Origin of the sequence: Bacillus sp. B.PNR1 (assembly GCF_030386235.1) — a bacterium.
In the GTDB taxonomy this organism is placed as follows: domain Bacteria; phylum Bacillota; class Bacilli; order Bacillales; family Bacillaceae; genus Bacillus; species Bacillus stercoris.
Window position 1 is genome coordinate 1,668,696 of sequence record NZ_JANYMN010000001.1, and the last position, 17,371, is coordinate 1,686,066.

The following is a 17,371-nucleotide window of genomic DNA, read 5'->3' on the forward strand; positions in this document are numbered from 1 at the left end:
CTAGTCTTTTACATTGACCCAGTCATTCCTATGAATAACCTCAAACGTTTTCTCAAAATCAAGTTCGTCACTTCGTTTGCCTTTAGCCTCCATAATCTCCTCGGAGGAGTAATGAGTTTGGCCTTTGCCGATCACGCCGCCCGGTCCCCTGACTTCCACAACCGCCCCTTTCGGAAAACTTCCGTTAACGCCCACAACGCCAGCGGGCAGCAGACTGCTTCCGTTATGGATCATCGCCTCTTCGGCACCCGCATCAATGATGATTTCTCCAGATATCGGAGAGTGGAACTGAATCCACTGCCTCGTGTTGTTAACCGAAGACAGTTCTTTGTCTCCGATATAAGTGCCGTCTCCCCTCCCGTCTAAAATGTCCGCAAGTTTTTGCGCCCCGCTGCCTGTTCCAATGAACACTTTCACTCCCAGAGACAGCGCGGTTTGTGCGGCTAACAGCTTTGATTTCATTCCGCCGGTGCCGACCTTTGATCCGGCTGAACCTGCATATCCAAGCATTTCAGGTGTGATCTCCGGCAAATAATCAAATCGTTTCGCCTCAGGATTTTCATTCGGATTGGCATCATACAGTCCGTTGATGTCGGTGAGAATCATAAGCTGGTCTGCGTGAATCAATCCGCTGACTAATGCAGAAAGCATATCATTATCTCCGAAAGTCAATTCTTCAACAGATGTAGAATCGTTCTCGTTGATAATCGGAATGACGCCCCGTTCTAATAATTCCATTATCGTAGCATACGCGTTTCGATACCGTTCTCTTTTCGAAAAATCATTTCTCGTTAAAAGGATTTGTCCCGGAGTCAATGAGTATTGTTTAAATTGATTCATATATTGCTGCATTAACAGTGTTTGTCCGACCGCGGCTGCCGCCTGTTTTCCTTTGATGGTAACGGGACGGGACGGATAACCGAGGCTTGAAAACCCCGCCGCTACGGCTCCCGAGGTAATCAGGATCATTTCATGCCCCGCTTTTTTCAACACGGAAATGGCCTGAACATGCTCTCTGATTTTTGCCTCATCAATGCTCCCTTTGCTATTCGTGAGCGAACTGCTTCCTATTTTCACTACTATTCTTTGTTTTTTCATTTATTCTCCTCCGCGGCTCTTCTACAATAAAAAAACCCATTTCATCCTGATTCATAAGGACGAAATGGGTTTCCGTGGTACCACCTTGATTGAACGCGCTTGTGCACGCTCCGCTCTCCTGTAACGCCAGGTTATGCGCCTAGGTTTTCCCCCTAAGACTCCAAGGCAGGTTCGGCAGGTTTCATGCGGCAAAATGTTTCAGCGGGTCATTTTGCTCTCTGTCACAGAAAGGTCTGCTTACTAATCCTCTTCAACGCTCAATGATTTTTTTATATTATGCAAAGAAAAGAGACACTTGTCAAGGTTTTTTGTGATCAAAAATAGCCCGCATTGCGCGGGCATTTTGCGGTCTAGTTAAAGACGATTGTTTTATTTTCATGAACGATGACGCGGTCTTCCAAATGCCATTTCACAGCACGGGCAAGCACGCTGCGCTCAATTGTTCTTCCAATGTTTTTCAACGCTTCCGCATTATCGCGGTGGTCTACTCGCTCAATATCCTGTTCAATGATCGGCCCTTCATCAAGATCGTTTGTCACATAGTGAGATGTCGCACCGATCAGTTTCACGCCGCGCTCGTAGGCCCGTTTGTACGGATTCGCACCGATAAAAGCAGGCAGGAATGAATGGTGAATATTGATGATGCGATTCGGATGAGCCGAAACAAAATCAGGAGTTAGAATCTGCATATAGCGTGCGAGCACAATCACATCAATATCGTACTGCTCCAGCAGTTCAAGCTGCTTTTTTTCGACTTCCGCTCTGATGTCTTTGTTCGCTTTCATATAGTGGAATGGAATGTTCAGGCGCTCAACCAGCTCTCTCGCTTCCTCATGGTTACTGATGACAACAGCGATCTCAGCCATAAGGTTGCCGGTTTGCCATTCCCAAATCAGCTCATGCAGGCAGTGAAGCTCCTTTGAAACAAAGATGGCGACGCGCTTCAGCTCGCTTGCCAATGTTAAACTCCAAGTCATGTCGAATTTTTCCGCAACAGAGGCAAACGCCGCTTGAAGGGATTCTTTTTTCTCACGAATACCCGCACAGTCAAATTCGATTCTCAGAAAGAACCGCCCGCCTTCAGGGTCTGTCGTATATTGATTTGATTCTATAATATTAGCGCCGTGTTCAAATAAAAACGCGGAAACCGCGGAGACGATCCCCGGCTGATCGGGACAGCTGACCAAAAGGCGCCCTTTATCCTCATTTCCGTCACGGTAATCGTCCATCCGCTGAGTCATATATGATTTCATGAATAATCCCTCTTATCTTTGTAAGTCTAAACTATTTATCCATTATACTGAAGATTTGATAAAAATCAATTTATGACAAAATTTTTAAACCAACCGCTGAGCATAAAATCAACGCGATAAAGAAGATCCGTTTGGCGTCTTTTTGCTCCTTGTAAAAGAGGATGCCGACAAGCGCCCCGCCGGCGGTGCCAATCCCTGTCCAGACCGCGTAAGCCGTTCCCATCGGAATGGTTTCCATTGCGTACGACAGCAAGGAAAATGAAGCGGCAAAACCAACAATGATCAACAGCACCCATTTCACGCTTTTTTCCTTCGCATATTGATTCATAAGGGCCACGCCGGCCATTTCTAAACAGCCCGCGCACAGTAAACTGATCCAGTGCAGCATTATGCCCCTCCTCCTTTTTCCTCTGTCTCATCCTGTGTCACAAGCTTCAATCCGATGACACCGATTAAGAGCACGCCAATTAACAATAGCTTCGGCCATCCAATTGGTTCATGAAACAGAATAATTTCACTAAGTACCGTTCCCGCTGTGCCGAGTCCGGTAAAGACGGCGTATACAGTACCGACAGGCAGACTGTGAGTTGCTTTTATTAGAAGATAAAAGCTGAATATGATGCCGATGGCAGTGCCGCTCCATGTTAAGGCTGAGTCAGCGTGCTTTAAGCCTATCACCCAAACAACCTCGAAAACAGCGGCAAGCACGACCAATCCCCATTTCATTTGAGTCATTCCTTTCTATCTATTAAGATTCTCCGAAAACAAAAAAACCCCGGACAGTCGTCTCACATGAGATTGACTCTCCCGGGCTTTTTTCCCTCCGTGTGCATACGCGCTTCTATTTACGCGTATGTGTTTTCTCTCGGACCAGTCCATGTCCATTGACATGCGGAACCCTAGAAAACTTTACATGATATCATGATACTAAACTCAGCTCTATCTTTCAATTGTAAGATTTTCTTTCATAAACAGCGATCGGTTTATTCCATTTTCTGATCGTTTTGCTGTAATGCATGCCGATTTTCTCCGCTACCCGTATGGACGCTTTGTTACCCGGATCAATCAAAGCCGCCATTTTGCCGAACTGCCGCTCGTTAAAGCCATAGTCCAGACAGGCCCGAGCCGCTTCTTGTGCATAGCCGTTCCCCCAGTGGCGGCGGGCAAACATATAGCCAATTTCCATTACTGTTTGATTTTCGATCTGCTGTGGTACGATGCCGCATTGTCCCAAAAAATCCCCTGTCCGCTTATCTTCGGCGACCCACAGACTGACGCCGTACCCTTTTTCATTTCGTTTGTTCCAATTGATCCACTCGCGGGTTTGCCTCTTATCTTTTAAACCGGAGTAATATTTCATGACGTCAGGATCGTTAAAAAGTTCAAACAAATAAGCCTGATCCCGATCTTCCATACAGCGCAAACGAATTCGATCGGTTACAAGCTTCGTTTTAGCGCTCATATTTCGCCACATCCTGCTTCCATTCTTTTTTGAGGGCTTCAATATGTGCTTGATGATAGCGGCTATGATCTGACATATGCCAAATGCCCCACCGTATGGTCGCGGTGTCACCATCATAAGAAAGAGGCTGATGCAAATCATTTTCAGTTAAGGTGTAACATACCGATTTCAGCTCGTTTACCACATGCTGATGTCTTTTCAGGAGTTCATCTAATCCGGGTTGATTCTTCGGTTCAGGCAGCTGTCCGTTTTGATCTGTCATCGGGCCGTATGCCTGTTCAATATGATTCGGTATCCGATTCCCCTTGATCCGCCAGACCCATCTGATATCAACATTTGCGATATGGTGCAAAAGCTGAGCCGTGCTGTTTTTTGTTTGGCAGCGCCCCTTATAGTAAAGTTCACTGTGCGTCATGTGGCTTACGATAGAAGCCAGACGGAGACTGTTTTCTTCCACTGCGGAATATAGCAGACTGACCGTTGGTGCCATATCGTTTCTTATGAATAAGTCATTCATGTTCAGCTCCCCTCCTAACTAGGTACATTTGACACCAAACAAAAATTCCCTTTAAAAAAGAAAAAAGCTCTCATTGCAATAGAGAGCCATCTTAATTGTTATTTCCCGGTTTATATAAATAAGGATCATGCTGCGGTTCATTAGAGGTATTTAAATCAAGTGATATATCGCCGCGCGCATTCATCGTGCCAAGGGTGATTGAAGACAGCAGTTTCGGGCTGTACCCTTTTTCCTCAAGCTTCTCAAACAGCCAGGATCGGTTTTTTTGGAGATATTTCAAATTATGATCAAGGATTTCGCCGTCCAGTATGAGCGGAATCGGGATAAAATTCCGTTCAGCTTTCATATTCAAATCCCGCACCTGCACCGCTCTCGCTTCCTCTTTTGGGATGACGCTTACTTCTCCCGTTTCTTCAATGATGGCAAGATCAATGTCAGCCGGATCAGCATACCCCTTTTCCCTCAGCTTTCCGAGCAGTTCATTAACAGTCAGCCTTTCTTTACGGAGGCCGCGTTCATCAATATCCCCGTTTCGGATTAAGACAGTTGGGCTCACGACCAGGAGCCATCGCCATTTATTAGATAATGAGAGCTTGCTCATTATTAGATAAAGCACCAAAAAAGCGCCCGCATAATAAATTGACATCGGCAGCTTGGATGTTAGGATCGGCTCACTGATGATGGTTCCGATTGCGAAGGTCAAAAGCAGATCAAAATTGTTCATTTGTGACACAGCTTTTTTACCGGCAAGCCGAAACAAAATATATGCAATCGAAAATACGATAACTGGCTTCAGTAAAAATACCCATACCATCCATAACACCGATCTTTACCTCCATCCGCTGATCATATTGAGCCTATTGTGCCCAGTGGCAGACCCTCTATGCATGCCTTTTGTCCAATAGAAAGTGACACCGATTGGAGGCGCAATATGAAATATCAGAAGACGAATTCCCATTGGCCCTGCGATCTGCCATCGGCTCCCCAGCCCGCGAGCTATCAGCAACAGCAAACACTTGACAGGCTGGTCGGTTTAGAGTTAAGGATGGAGCAGCAGAGCGATTGAGGTAAACAATGAAGGCTGAGAACAATGCAAGAACAGCAAAACCGTGTATGCACAAACGGCGGCGGGTCAGTGATTGTCCGGATGTAAACCGGCGCTTGTCCGCCTTCTTCTCTCTCAATAAAAAACTCTTCTCTGAAAGGAGAAGAGTTTCATGTTTGTGTTTAAACGGACTGTGCCAAACTTAATTGCGGGCCGAATAGCTCGCAATGGATAGACTCCGGCGCTGATCCGAGCTCTGATACAAACTTATGCATTCCCGTAATAAACGACGGTGAACCGCAAATATAGTAATCCGCATCTGTGTTGGCAATCAGTTCTTTGAGGAATTGCTGATCAATCTGCCCTTCATGAAATTGAAGATCACCTGCACGGTCTTCCTCTGTCGGCTCGCGATACACAAATGCAGTTTTAACAGCAGAATGTTTTGCGGCTTCTTCTACCTCATGGCGCAAAGCGTGATATTCACTGTTTTTCGCCGCATGAATGAACAGAATTTGCCGTTCAGGCTGTTTGGAAACAGATGTTTTCAACATGCTGATCATTGGTGTAATGCCAACTCCGGCACTGATCAAAACGAGATCTTTCTGTGATGCAGGATCTAAAACAAAGTCCCCTGCCGGTGCGCTGATCTCTATTGAATCTCCCTCCTGAAGCCCATCATGTAGATAGGAAGACACGACACCATCTTTTTTTACTGAAATTCGATAATAGTCTTTTCCCGGCATATCAGACAGGCTGTATTGGCGGATATGCGTATATTCAGAATCAGGAATCCGAACTTTTAGGCTGATGTACTGCCCCGCTTGGAATTCAGGTAACGGCTTGCCGTCTTCTGATTTCAAATAGAAGGATGTAATTTCTTTGCTTTCCCGCTCTTTTTTCGCAATGACGAACGGCTTATACTCTTTCCAGCCGCCGGCTTGCTCTTCCGCCTGTTCATACATTTCTTTTTCAATTCCGATGAACACGTCAGCAATTACTCCGTACGCTTTCTCCCATGCCTGCATAATGTCAGGGGTTGCAGCATCTCCCAATACATCTTTAATGGCAATCAGCAAATATTTACCGACGATCGGGTAGTGTTCAGGCTTAATTCCAATACTGCGGTGCTTGTGGCCGATTTGTTTGACAACCGGAATAATATTTCCTAACTGATCAATATTTGCCGCAGCTGCAATAACGGCATTTGCCAATGCAGTTCGCTGTGTTTTTTTCTTTTGGTTTGTTTGGTTAAAAATGTTCAAAAGCTCTGGATGGTCTTGAAACATCCGATCGTAAAAACGGCCAGTGATTGTTTCTCCATGCTGTTGCAATACGGGTACAGTGCTTTTAATAATTTCGATTGTTTTGTTATCTAACATTGTATAAACAATCCTTTCGAAAAGATGTATTTATAATATATCTTTAAAATACATGATCTTACGAATAAAAGATATATCTAAAATGAATCTTTAATAAAGTTGTCACAAAATTATCAATTTAACATGACATTTGTTGCTTTTTTATAGAATCCCCTAGCAAAAACGGACTAACCATTGTAATAATCACCATTGAAAAGTACAAAAAAACCCAAAACAACTTATGTTTTGGGTTTAACGTTCACCAAGGCTTATCAGTTCCAAGCGCATTTGCAAGCGCCTGGCTGTGTTTCTTGCGGTTCTTTCGTTCATTAGCGCGCTGTACAGCTGTATTATGCAGCATGATTTCTTCTTCTGTTTCCGGTACAACTCTCGGTACAGGCACCGGCTTGCCATTTGAATCTAATGCGACAAATGTCAAAAAGGATGTGGCAGCGAGTTCCCGTTCGCCAGTCATCAAATGCTCCTTAATAACTTTCACAAATACTTCCATGGAAGATGTGCCGACCCATGTCACATACGACTCTAGGCAGACAGAATCCTTTTGCCCGATCGGTTTTAAAAAATCTACAGAATCCATTGAAGCTGTTACGGTTTCACGTCTGCAATGGCGCGCCGCAGAAATTGAGGCAATGTCATCGATGTAGCTCATTAATTTTCCGCCAAACAGCGTATTATGGTTGTTCGTATCAAGCGGGAACACCCTGCTGGTTTTTACAACCTTTGACTCTTTACAAAATCTTGTTTCCGGTGTTTCCATACCTTTCTCCCCTTTGATGTCTGATCTTTTAGCTAAATGCACTTATATTCTCCTATTAAACAATATTCTCTTCCATTTGTCTAAAATTTAAAATGGTTTAATGATTTTCATGATGAGGGAATAATAAATGTATTCTTCACACTTTAGGAGGAAAAACAAATGGACGTATCCATCCCGAAATCTCAGCACAAAACGGTATGCCGAACGGAATACGGCACACTTCAGAAAGTGGTTTTATGCAGACCTGAGCACATGACCATAAAAGATGTCATAAACGAAACACAAAAACATTTTGAAGATGACAATATTCATGTGAAAACCGCCAACGATCAGCATAGCCGCTTAGTGGAGGCACTCAGGTCACACAACGTTGAGGTCATCCTGTTGCCCGTTCGCGACGGACTCCCAGAACAGGTTTTTACTAGGGATATAGGGTTTGTCATCGGAGAAAAAGCCTTTCTGTCGAGCATGACTGAACCGATTCGCCAAGGAGAAGAAGCCGTTATAAAAGATTTTTTTCACAGCCAAGGTATCTCTTACACCCGTATGCTTGATACAAGCATTGAAGGCGGGGATGTCATTATCGATGGTGACACCGTATATGTCGGAATCAGCCAGCGCACCGACATTTCAGCCATCGGCCAGCTTGAAGAGGCACTTCCTGAGTACACGATCATTCCAGTAAAGCTGCATGAAAAATTTTTGCATTTGGACTGTGTTTTTAACATTGTATCTGAAAGCGAAGCGTTAATTTATCCTCAAGCACTTGAGCCAGAGGCAGCTGATATGCTGGCAAAACGTTATGACCTTATTGAAGTGCCCGAGGACGAACAATTTACGCTTGGCACCAACGTCCTTTCAATCGGGAGAAAAACGATCATCAGCCTCCCTGGCAACCAACATGTCAATCAAGAGCTATCAAAAAGAGGCTATCACATTATCGAAATTGACCTGTCAGAAATCATCAAATCAGGCGGCTCCTTCAGGTGCTGTACACTGCCGCTGATTCGCGGCGAATGAAGAATCTTCCCCTTTTTCATGTTTTGAACAGCTTATTTTATCAAGATACGTTAATATAGAGGTGACATCATTTTCAAGGGGGAAATCGCATGACAAAATACATAGGATATGTCGGAACATATACAAAAGGCGGAAGCGAAGGAATTTATTCATTTGAGCTTGATACTGAGAAAAAAGCACTCAGCGAGCCAAAGCTTGCCGCTAAGCTGGGCAACCCGACATATGTGACGTCGAATAAAAACAACACCATCCTTTATTCCATCGAAAAAGCAGACGGCCAAGGCGGAGTTGCTGCCTATCAAATCAATAAAAACAGCGGCGAGTTGACATTTCTGAATCATCAGTTAATTGATGGCCCTTCTCCATGCCACGTAAGTGTTGATGATCAAAATCAATTCGTACTGACTGCCAATTATCACAGCGGGAAGATACACGCGTTTCCGGTTCAGGAAGACGGCAGCTTGCAATCACCTGCTTCTGAAGCCGCTCACACAGGAAAAGGGCCGCACGAAAGACAAGAAAAACCGCATACACACTACGCAGGGTTCACACCTGAACACAATTATGTCGTAGCGGTTGATTTAGGTACAGATAAGCTGTACACCTATAAGCTGAAAGACGGCGTATTGGCTGAATCCGGAAGCCATTCCTTCGCTCCCGGTACAGGACCTCGCCATATCGCTTTTCATCCGAAAGAAAAATACGCTTATGTCATGACAGAATTAAGCAATGAAGTGATTGCGCTTGAATACAATCCGACAGCCGGTGAATTTAGAGAAATCCAGGTCGTTTCTGCCATCCCTGATGATTTTACGGATAACAGCCAGGGAAGTGCAATTCATGTCACACAGGACGGGCGCTTTGTTTACGTCGCAAACCGCGGCCATGACAGTATCGCCGTATTTGAAGTGAATCAATATTCAGGAGAGCTGGCTTTCATAGAAAGAATCTCGACAGAAGGAAACTGGCCTCGTGACTTTGTATTTGACCCAACGGAAGGGTTCCTCGTTGCCTCAAATGAAGAAACAGGCAGCCTTGTCCTGTTTGAAAGAGACAAAGAAACCGGCAGATTGACACTGCTTCCGTCAACTGTTTCTGTCCCTTACCCGGTTTGTGTGAAATTTTTACATCAAGCATAAAAGCAAAGACTGGCTCAGGAGCCAGTCTTTTTTGTCTATCTCACCTTTTCTCTCGTCTCAGCAGTTCGATACAAATGGCAAGCGACAAAGCGGCCGGGTTCGATTTCTTGAAGCTGGGGACGGGATTCCCCGCATTCAGGCATCGCCTCCGGGCAACGGGTCCGAAACACGCAGCCGCTCGGCGGATTGACTGGGCTCGGCAGCTCCCCTTTCAAGAGAATACGCTCACGCTTGTCCTCCAATTCGGGATCCGGAATCGGAATCGAGGATAAAAGCGCCTTTGTATAGGGATGTAGCGGTTCACGATACAAAGTGCCGCTCTCTGTAATTTCCATCATGTGCCCTAAGTACATGACACCGATCCTGTCACTGATATGCTTCACCATCGAAAGATCGTGGGCAATAAATAAAAATGTGAGCCCTTTTTCTTTTTGAAGCCGCTTCAGCAGATTGACCACCTGCGCTTGAACCGAGACATCAAGAGCAGAAATCGGTTCGTCCGCCACGATAAATTCAGGATTCAGCGACAGTGCTCTCGCAATCCCGATTCTCTGTCTTTGCCCGCCGCTGAATTCATGCGGATAACGGCTGCCAAAATCGGAGTGAAGCCCAACTGCCTCAAGGAGCTCGTCCACGACGAGAAGCCGCGCTTTATGGGTATTGTAGAGATTGTGAATCTCCATCGGCTCCAAAATAATTTCTCGAACGGTCATGCGCGGGTTCAATGAAGCATAGGGGTCCTGAAAAATCATCTGCAGTTTGCGGTTGAAGGCAAACTGCTCTTTTTCACTTAGTGCATGAAGATTTGTGCCGCGGTATACCACACTTCCTTCTGTTGGCTGATAGAGGCGCATCAGCACTCTCCCCAAGGTTGATTTACCGCACCCTGATTCCCCGACTAGCCCGAACGTTTCTCCTTCACGAATCTGAAAGGTAACCCCGTCGACGGCTTTGACTGTCCGCTTTTTCCCTGCGTCAAAATGCATTTTTAGCTTGCTGACCTCTAACAAAGGCAGTGGCGTCATTTGTCTCCCTCCTTATTCTGAAAAACAGCGGCGCACCGCACAAAGTTCTTTTTCATAGATTGTTTCTTTTAATGTAAGGATTTCGATTGATTTTCCCGTCTTTGGAGAATGAAGCATTTTCCCGCCGCCAACAGAGAGACCGACGTGATGAATCGCTCCTTTTCCTTCCTCATAAGCAAAAAACAGCAGGTCACCAGCCTTCATATCATCAAGCGGGACATCCTTCCCCCCCTTAGCCTGATCTCCCGCATCACGGGGGATGCGGTATCCATTGGCCTTAAATATACTGTACATAAACCCGGAGCAATCAAACCCAAACCCGCTGATCCCTCCCCACAGGTAGGGAAGGCCAAGAAAAAACGCCCCCGTTTGAATGATGTCTTCAGCAGTCCCTTTCTGTTCGCTGACAGGCACTGCATTACTTTGCTTCACAAACCTTTCCCCAAAAACGGTCGAAACCTTAAAATATCCGTTTTCTTCTGTAATGAGGGGGAGAACTGTCAAAAAGCTCAATTCGATCTCCTTTTCTCCATTGCTTTTGTACAAAAAGGCAGCAGGTTTGCTGATCATCACATCGTGTTGTGAATGGATGGGCGCAGATTTTTCCAGCTGGTTCTTTTTCATCCAGCCCGGGTATCCGCGCGGATCCTTTCGGGATGGCTGGCTAGGCACGATCACAGAAACCCATTCCCCCTGTTCTGCTGTCACAAGTACCTTTTCGCCAAAGAGAACTTGAGTTTGGATTACATTGTCTGTACATAATCCAAGCCGTTCATCATACGTCATGCGCTCCAGCCAGTCTCTGATCCTTACAGTCGGTTGAAGCATGAATTGATCAGACAGACGCGGTGAATCAGGCGCTGTCCAGATGTTGGCCACTGCTGATATGACGGTGTGCATCATTGCTCTGTTTCCCCTTTCAAAAGCGCAGCCCCGGTGATTCCGAGACCCGGTCTGCCAGGCATCGAAATCGTGCTGCCGCTGTATGTTATACCGCCTTTGATGACATCTGTTTTCAGCATCAGCGGCGCGTCAAAATCAAAGCGTGTGATGTTTCTTTTGCTTGCCGCAAAATGAGCCGCGGCCGTAATGCCCAGCTTTGTTTCGATCATGCTGCCGACCATGCACTCCACCCCGCAGGCCTCCGCTATGGCATTGATTTTCTCTGCTCCGCTGATGCCGCCCGCTTTCATCAATTTAATATTGATCAAGTCTGCGCTTCGGGTTTGCAGAATTTCGAATGCCTGCCGCGGTGTAAAAACACTTTCATCAGCCATAATCGGCGTATCTGTCGCATCTGTCACCCTTTTAAGCCCTGTGAGATCATCTTTATGAACAGGCTGCTCGACAAGCTCAATGCCAAGGCCCGCATCCTCCATTTTCCGAATCGCAGTTACAGCCTCCTTCGGCGTCCACCCCTGATTAGCGTCTAAACGCAGTTTCACAGCTGATCCGACACGTTTTCTGATTTCCTGGATGCGGGCGATATCTGTTGCGATATCATCTTTTCCGACCTTTATTTTCAGCGTTTGAAAGCCTTGTTTGAAATAATTCTCGGCATCCGCGGCCATCTCTTCAGGTGAGTTGACACTGACGGTATAATCTGTTTCAAGCGCATCCCGGTATCCGCCAAGCATTTGATAAAGCGGCAGTCCGCACATCTGCGCCCAGCCGTCGTATAGCGCCATTTCCACAGCAGCCTTCGCGCTCATATTTCCTGTAAGAAGATGCTGGATGTCGTGCAGAATAGCCTCATAGCCCGACAGGCTTTTTCCAAGCAATGCCGGCTTCAACACATGGTGGATGGCACTTTCAATGCTATCCATGCTGTCACCTGTAATCACGACCGTCGGCGGCGCTTCCCCCCATCCGATTGCGCCGCTGTCATAAGTGATCCTGACAATGACTGATTCAGCCGTATACACAGTGCGAAGCGCGGTTTTAAATGGCTTTGTCAGCGGAACGGCGATTCGGCTTGTTTCGATTCGAATGATTTTCATGTCTTCAGCGCCCCTTCTGAAACGCCTGCCTCTATTACGACTGTTTTTTCTGCTGTATTCATAGCAGCTTTCGCACCGATCGGAACGGCAATACTTGGCGAGCAGTGGCCGATTTTAAATCCTCTCAGAGCAGGCCTGCCCGCAGAAATAATATAGTCTTCCAGCACCTGCTCAAGTGAGAGAGACTTCTCTCGCTTCACCGGGACACAATTGTGAAAATCACAAACTAGAATTCCCGCCGCGTCCGTCAGCTTCCCCGCCATTTTCAACTGATTCAGCATTCGGTCGATTTGATAAGGCTCCTCGTCAATATCTTCAATAAACAGAAGCTTTCCTCTCGTATCAATTTCAAATGGCGTGCCCAGTGTAGACGTCAGCAAAGACAGATTTCCCCCGACAAGCTCGCCTTCCGCTTTTCCAGGAACAAGCGCGGTCAGCGGAGAAAGCTCTTCTGTATAGGTGAATTCCGTCTCCTGGAAGAGCTGCTTATATGACGCTTTTGTCAGCGGGTGAACGTCGTCAAGGCCAATATCCGTGCTGAGCATCGGGCCATGGAAAGTGACAAGACCTGTGTTTTGATGAATGGCAGTATGTAAAAACGTAATATCGCTGTACCCCCAAAAGATTTTAGGGTGTTTGCGGATCAAGCTGAAATCAATGCCCGCGGCGATACGTCCTGTCCCAAAACCCCCGCATGCGCACAACACTGCTTTTACCTCCTCGTCTCTGAACATCTCATGGAGATCCGCCAGCCGCTCATCATCCTGTCCCGCTAAATAACCGTGCTGGTTTTTCAGTGCCTTGCCCAGCTTCACCTGAAGACCGAGCTCTTCTAAAAATAAAAGCGCGGTGTCAAGTTTTTTAGGATCCGGCGGGCTTGCGGGCGCGATCACTCCGACTGTATCACCCTTTTTCAGCGCTTTCGGCTTGTGATTCAACGGAAACACTCCTTTCATTTTCTCTGCACCCTACGTATACGTGCAAGAAAGAGAAAAAATACCGCTCCTTCGCATAAAGAAGCAGTATTTCCTCAATCACCGCCATCAGTTTTTATCTGCCCATTTTAAATCGATATAGCCGACAGGGTGACGGACAATTCCCTTTACTTGTTCATTTTGCAGGTGAACCTGATTATAAAAATAAATTGGAATGATCGGCGCTTCATTGATGAGCAGCTTTTCAGCTTGATGCATAAGAGAGAAACGTTTGTTTTCATCGGCTTCATTTTTCGCCTTTTGGATCAGCTGATCGTATTCTTTATTGGCCCATCCTGTGCGGTTCATCGAATTTCCCGCTTGGAAGGCTTCCAGAAAACTGATAGGGTCCGCATAATCTGGTAAAAATGAGCTTTGAGAGAATTGGAATTTCAATGCTTTTTGATCCTCTAAAAATACGTTCCATTCCATATTGGCCAGCTTTACATCGACTCCAAGGGTATTTTTTATTTTTTGCTGGACAGCCTCGGCAATCTTTTTATGCTCCGGCTTTGTGCTGTAAGTAAGCGTGATCGCAGGAAGCTTATTATAGTTTTCTTCCTTCATCCCCTTTTCGAGCAGCTGCTTCGCTTTGCTTTCGTTAGGCGTGATCAGGTCTCCGCCCGCTTCACGGAAATCTTTGCCGTCGGGCTGCGTAAATCCAGGCGATACAAAGGCGCGCGCCGGTTTTTCATTATTTTTCGTGACGTACTTTACAATTTCGTCTTGATCCACAGCCATCGCAAAGGCTTTTCTGATGTTTTCATTTTGAAATGGCTCCATGTTCACATTAAACCGATAGAAATAGAGACCCGCCTGGTCAACAATATTGACGTTATCCTGATCCATCAGCTGGTCGCTTAACTCTGCAGGGACATAAGCAGTATCAAGTTCGCCTGATTGAAACATCTGATAATCTGTATTTCTGTCACTGACCATCGCCCATTTCACCTTATCAAGCTTTACGGTATCCTTATCCCAATACGTGTCGCTTTTCTCCATAGTGATGCTGTCATCATGCTTCCATTCCGTCAGCTTAAACGGACCGTTCCCAACAAAAGTATCCGCCTCAGCGAACCACTTTGGATTGTCTTTATCGACCTTTTCGTTTACTGGAAAATACGCTGGATTGGAGACGACGCTGAGAAAATATTTTTGCGGTGCTTCCAGCGTAACTTCAAGGGTTCGATCATCCTTTGCCGTCACCTTCACATCGTCTTTTTTCCCTTTCCCGCTGTTATACGCTTCGCCGCCTTCAATAAGATAGCCTAGGAATGCCGATGAAGCGCCTTTTTTCGGATCAAGCATCCGCTTCCACGCGTATTCGAAGTCTCCGGCTGTTACCGGATCTCCGTTTGTCCATTTCGCATTTTCTCGAATCGTAAACGTGTAGGTTTTTTTATCTTTTGATACAGACCACTTCTCCGCCATTGCCGGCTCGGGCTCATTCTCTTTGCCAAGACGCGTCAGCCCCTCCAAGATGTTATTTAACGGCTGCCATGACACATTATTGAAACCGATCGGCGGATCAAATGAAGTCGGTTCATTTTCGTTGTTTAAATAAAGCACCTTTTCTCCGCTGGTTTTTGCCTTATCATGACTGCCTTCTTTTCCGGCCTGTTCATTTGCTGTGCATCCCATCAGCGCAAACGAAAGTCCTAATGCAAGGCCCATACCCGATAGCTTTTTCACTCGTTTCATCCTCTTCCCCCTTTTCATGTTCAACCCTTCGCATCTCCTGACAGCACAGCATGCTCTGCTCGTTGATCCTGCAGCCAGCAGTTGACAGTATGCGAGTCAGATCTGATCGTCTGGGCCGGGTATACCCTGTCACACACAACCATCCTGTTCGGACAGCGGGCGGCAAACGGGCAGCCCGGCGGAGGCGAAAATAAATCCGGCGGCGTTCCGTCAATCGGAGTCAGCTCAGCGCCATCTAAATCCAGCCGCGGGACAGAGCCCAGCAAGCCTTTTGTATATGGGTGCTGCGGCTGATAAAAAATATCTTTTCTTGTGCCGATTTCCGCCATTTTCCCGGCATACATGACTGCGACTCTGTCAGCTACCTGGGCAACAACCCCTAAATCGTGCGTAATCAGAATGACAGACACATTCGTTTTTCTCTGAATCTCTTTAAACAGCTCTAAAATCTGGGCCTGAATGGTTACATCCAGGGCGGTGGTCGGTTCATCCGCAATTAAGATGTCAGGCTCGCAAATCAGCGCCATCGCAATGACAATCCGCTGTCTCATGCCGCCGCTGAATTGATGGGGATATTGCTTTAGGCGCTCTTCGGGATCTGGAATACCGACCAATGACAGCATGGAAAGCACCTCTTTCCGCACCGCTTTTTTGCCCATTTTTTTGTGGCGCAATAGCGCTTCCCCCAGCTGGTCGCCGACAGTCAGCGTCGGGTTTAACGCCGTCATCGGGTCTTGAAAAATCATAGAAATGTCGGCTCCCCTTATGCTTCTCATTTCTTTGTCAGAGAGACGGCAAAGGTCTTTGTTTTTAAATAGAATGCTGCCGTCTGTCACCTTCGCCGAATAAGGCGGAAGCAGGCCCATGATGCTTTGGGAGGTAACGCTTTTGCCGCAGCCGGATTCGCCGACGATCGCAAAGGTTTCTCCTTTATACAAATCAAAGCTCACCCCTCTGACCGCCTGAACCGTCCCGCCGTAAGTCGTAAAAGACACGTGCAGATTTTGGACTGACAGAACTTTTTCCATACAGCTACCTCCTCAGCTTAGGGTCAAGCGCATCCTGCAATCCGTCCCCCAGCACATTAAACGCATACATCGTCAGAGATATGAAAAAGGCCGGAAAAAACAGGCGCCACCAATGCCCAGATAAAATCGTAGGCAGGCCGTCATTCGCCATCACGCCCCAACTTGCAAACGGGGCCTGTATGCCGAGGCCGAGAAAGCTTAAAAATGATTCTGCGAATATAGCGGCAGGTACGGTTAATGTCATTTGTACGATGATCGCTCCCATAGTATTCGGCAGCAAATTCTTCCGTATGATGCGAAACGTTTTCGCGCCAAAGGTTTTCGAGGCGAGCACATATTCATAATTTTTAATCTGAAGCACCTGGCCTCTTACAATTCTCGCCATGCCGACCCATCCGGTCACAGTCAGCGCCACAATAATCGTGCCCAGTCCCGGCCCCATGAGCACCATCAGCAAAATGACAACAAGCAGGTACGGCAGCCCGTACAGCACTTCGATAATCCGCATCATAATGCTGTCAATCCTGCCGCCTTTATAGCCGGCAACGCCTCCGTAAATGACACCGATCACAAAATCAATCAGCGCTGCCATCACGCCGACAAATAACGAAATTCTCGCGCCATACCATGTTCGGGTAAACACATCCCGGCCGAGTTCATCGGTGCCGAACCAATGATCGGCTGAGGGCGGAAGATTTTGTTCGGTCAGCGATTGGCGTACGACACTATGAGGCGATATAAAGGGCCCGATAACTGCCATGACAAAAAGAAATAATAGAATAAAGAGTCCGGCCATCGCTAATTTATTTTTCTTCAGCCTCCTCCAGGCATCCTGCGTGTATGACAAACTCGGCCGCTTGACCGAATCGGCTTCCCGATTTTTTTCCTGATTTGAGACAAACCACTCATCCGGCACCTGAATGTGCTGTTCTGGCTGGCGTTCATCCGTTTGTACAGGGAGATTCACACG

18 protein-coding genes, 1 pseudogene and 1 riboswitch are annotated in these 17,371 nt (G+C 46.6%); of the genes and pseudogenes, 3 read left to right on the plus strand and 16 right to left on the minus strand.

What is annotated here, in order from left to right:
- The 7 genes from proB to NZD81_RS08615 all read right to left on the minus strand — a co-directional run bounded on the left by proB (nucleotide 1) and on the right by NZD81_RS08615 (nucleotide 5,153).
- On the minus strand, nucleotides 1–1,098 hold the full coding sequence (gene proB / locus NZD81_RS08585; RefSeq protein ID WP_014663696.1) for a glutamate 5-kinase: 1,098 nt from the start codon (nucleotides 1,096–1,098) through the stop codon (nucleotides 1–3).
- A gap of 350 nt (nucleotides 1,099–1,448) precedes the next feature.
- On the minus strand, nucleotides 1,449–2,351 hold the full coding sequence (purU, locus tag NZD81_RS08590; protein WP_014663695.1) for a formyltetrahydrofolate deformylase: 903 nt from the start codon (nucleotides 2,349–2,351) through the stop codon (nucleotides 1,449–1,451).
- Nucleotides 2,352–2,421: 70 nt separating this feature from the next.
- Entirely contained in the window at nucleotides 2,422–2,739 is a 318-nt protein-coding gene (ykkD, locus tag NZD81_RS08595; RefSeq protein ID WP_014476583.1) for a multidrug efflux SMR transporter subunit YkkD, read from the minus strand.
- A complete protein-coding gene (ykkC, locus tag NZD81_RS08600; RefSeq protein WP_014663694.1) occupies nucleotides 2,739–3,077 on the minus strand; it encodes a multidrug efflux SMR transporter subunit YkkC in 339 nt (112 codons plus the stop codon). The genes ykkD and ykkC overlap by 1 nt, the downstream gene beginning before the upstream one ends.
- 76 nt (nucleotides 3,078–3,153) lie before the next feature.
- Nucleotides 3,154–3,265, minus strand: a riboswitch (guanidine-I (ykkC/yxkD leader).
- A 32-nt stretch (nucleotides 3,266–3,297) separates the two neighbouring features.
- Nucleotides 3,298–3,813, minus strand: coding sequence for a GNAT family N-acetyltransferase (locus NZD81_RS08605; RefSeq protein WP_040083338.1), 516 nt, complete (start codon nucleotides 3,811–3,813; stop codon nucleotides 3,298–3,300).
- Nucleotides 3,803–4,330 carry a DinB family protein gene (locus NZD81_RS08610; protein ID WP_282374249.1) on the minus strand — a complete coding sequence of 176 codons (528 nt, stop codon included), beginning with the start codon at nucleotides 4,328–4,330 and terminating at the stop codon, nucleotides 3,803–3,805. The genes NZD81_RS08605 and NZD81_RS08610 overlap by 11 nt, the downstream gene beginning before the upstream one ends.
- Nucleotides 4,331–4,421: 91 nt before the next feature.
- The gene (locus NZD81_RS08615) at nucleotides 4,422–5,153 is read right to left on the minus strand and encodes a DUF421 domain-containing protein (protein WP_040083340.1); all 732 of its coding nucleotides are present in this window, start codon (nucleotides 5,151–5,153) and stop codon (nucleotides 4,422–4,424) included.
- Nucleotides 5,154–5,261: 108 nt separating this feature from the next.
- On the opposite strand from NZD81_RS08615, the pseudogene NZD81_RS08620 reads away from it, so the two are divergent.
- Nucleotides 5,262–5,483, plus strand: a pseudogene (locus tag NZD81_RS08620) (hypothetical protein).
- A gap of 74 nt (nucleotides 5,484–5,557) precedes the next feature.
- Here NZD81_RS08620 and hmpA read toward each other — a convergent pair.
- Both hmpA and NZD81_RS08630 read right to left on the minus strand, forming a co-directional pair.
- Nucleotides 5,558–6,769: an NO-inducible flavohemoprotein gene (gene hmpA, locus NZD81_RS08625; protein ID WP_345774690.1), complete on the minus strand. Its 1,212-nt coding sequence runs from the start codon at nucleotides 6,767–6,769 to the stop codon at nucleotides 5,558–5,560.
- Between the two features lie 226 nt (nucleotides 6,770–6,995).
- Nucleotides 6,996–7,514 carry an acyl-CoA thioesterase gene (locus NZD81_RS08630; RefSeq protein ID WP_003232595.1) on the minus strand — a complete coding sequence of 173 codons (519 nt, stop codon included), beginning with the start codon at nucleotides 7,512–7,514 and terminating at the stop codon, nucleotides 6,996–6,998.
- A 159-nt stretch (nucleotides 7,515–7,673) separates the two neighbouring features.
- Here NZD81_RS08630 and NZD81_RS08635 point away from each other — a divergent pair, with 159 nt between their 5' ends.
- Entirely contained in the window at nucleotides 7,674–8,534 is an 861-nt protein-coding gene (locus NZD81_RS08635; RefSeq protein ID WP_069838906.1) for a dimethylarginine dimethylaminohydrolase family protein, read from the plus strand.
- An 89-nt stretch (nucleotides 8,535–8,623) separates the two neighbouring features.
- Nucleotides 8,624–9,673: a 6-phosphogluconolactonase gene (pgl, locus tag NZD81_RS08640; RefSeq protein ID WP_282374247.1), complete on the plus strand. Its 1,050-nt coding sequence runs from the start codon at nucleotides 8,624–8,626 to the stop codon at nucleotides 9,671–9,673.
- A gap of 35 nt (nucleotides 9,674–9,708) precedes the next feature.
- Here the strand turns inward: pgl and NZD81_RS08645 are convergent, their stop codons facing one another.
- From NZD81_RS08645 to dppC, 7 genes are all read right to left on the minus strand, one after another.
- A complete protein-coding gene (locus tag NZD81_RS08645) occupies nucleotides 9,709–10,698 on the minus strand; it encodes an ABC transporter ATP-binding protein (protein ID WP_136654606.1) in 990 nt (329 codons plus the stop codon).
- 12 nt (nucleotides 10,699–10,710) lie between these two features.
- Nucleotides 10,711–11,601, minus strand: a complete 891-nt coding sequence (gene eepC / locus NZD81_RS08650; protein ID WP_282374246.1) for a gamma-D-glutamyl-L-lysine dipeptidyl-peptidase — start codon at nucleotides 11,599–11,601, stop codon at nucleotides 10,711–10,713.
- Nucleotides 11,598–12,698, minus strand: coding sequence for an L-Ala-D/L-Glu epimerase (ykfB, locus tag NZD81_RS08655; protein ID WP_147771809.1), 1,101 nt, complete (start codon nucleotides 12,696–12,698; stop codon nucleotides 11,598–11,600). The genes eepC and ykfB overlap by 4 nt, the downstream gene beginning before the upstream one ends.
- A complete protein-coding gene (locus NZD81_RS08660; protein ID WP_282374245.1) occupies nucleotides 12,695–13,654 on the minus strand; it encodes a S66 peptidase family protein in 960 nt (319 codons plus the stop codon). The genes ykfB and NZD81_RS08660 overlap by 4 nt, the downstream gene beginning before the upstream one ends.
- Nucleotides 13,655–13,741: 87 nt before the next feature.
- Nucleotides 13,742–15,391: a dipeptide ABC transporter substrate-binding protein DppE gene (gene dppE / locus NZD81_RS08665; protein ID WP_282374339.1), complete on the minus strand. Its 1,650-nt coding sequence runs from the start codon at nucleotides 15,389–15,391 to the stop codon at nucleotides 13,742–13,744.
- Between the two features lie 2 nt (nucleotides 15,392–15,393).
- The gene (gene dppD, locus NZD81_RS08670; protein ID WP_289860099.1) at nucleotides 15,394–16,401 is read right to left on the minus strand and encodes a dipeptide ABC transporter ATP-binding subunit DppD; all 1,008 of its coding nucleotides are present in this window, start codon (nucleotides 16,399–16,401) and stop codon (nucleotides 15,394–15,396) included.
- Between the two features lie 4 nt (nucleotides 16,402–16,405).
- The gene (gene dppC, locus NZD81_RS08675) at nucleotides 16,406–17,368 is read right to left on the minus strand and encodes a dipeptide ABC transporter permease DppC (protein ID WP_014663678.1); all 963 of its coding nucleotides are present in this window, start codon (nucleotides 17,366–17,368) and stop codon (nucleotides 16,406–16,408) included.
- Nucleotides 17,369–17,371 lie beyond the last annotated feature (3 nt).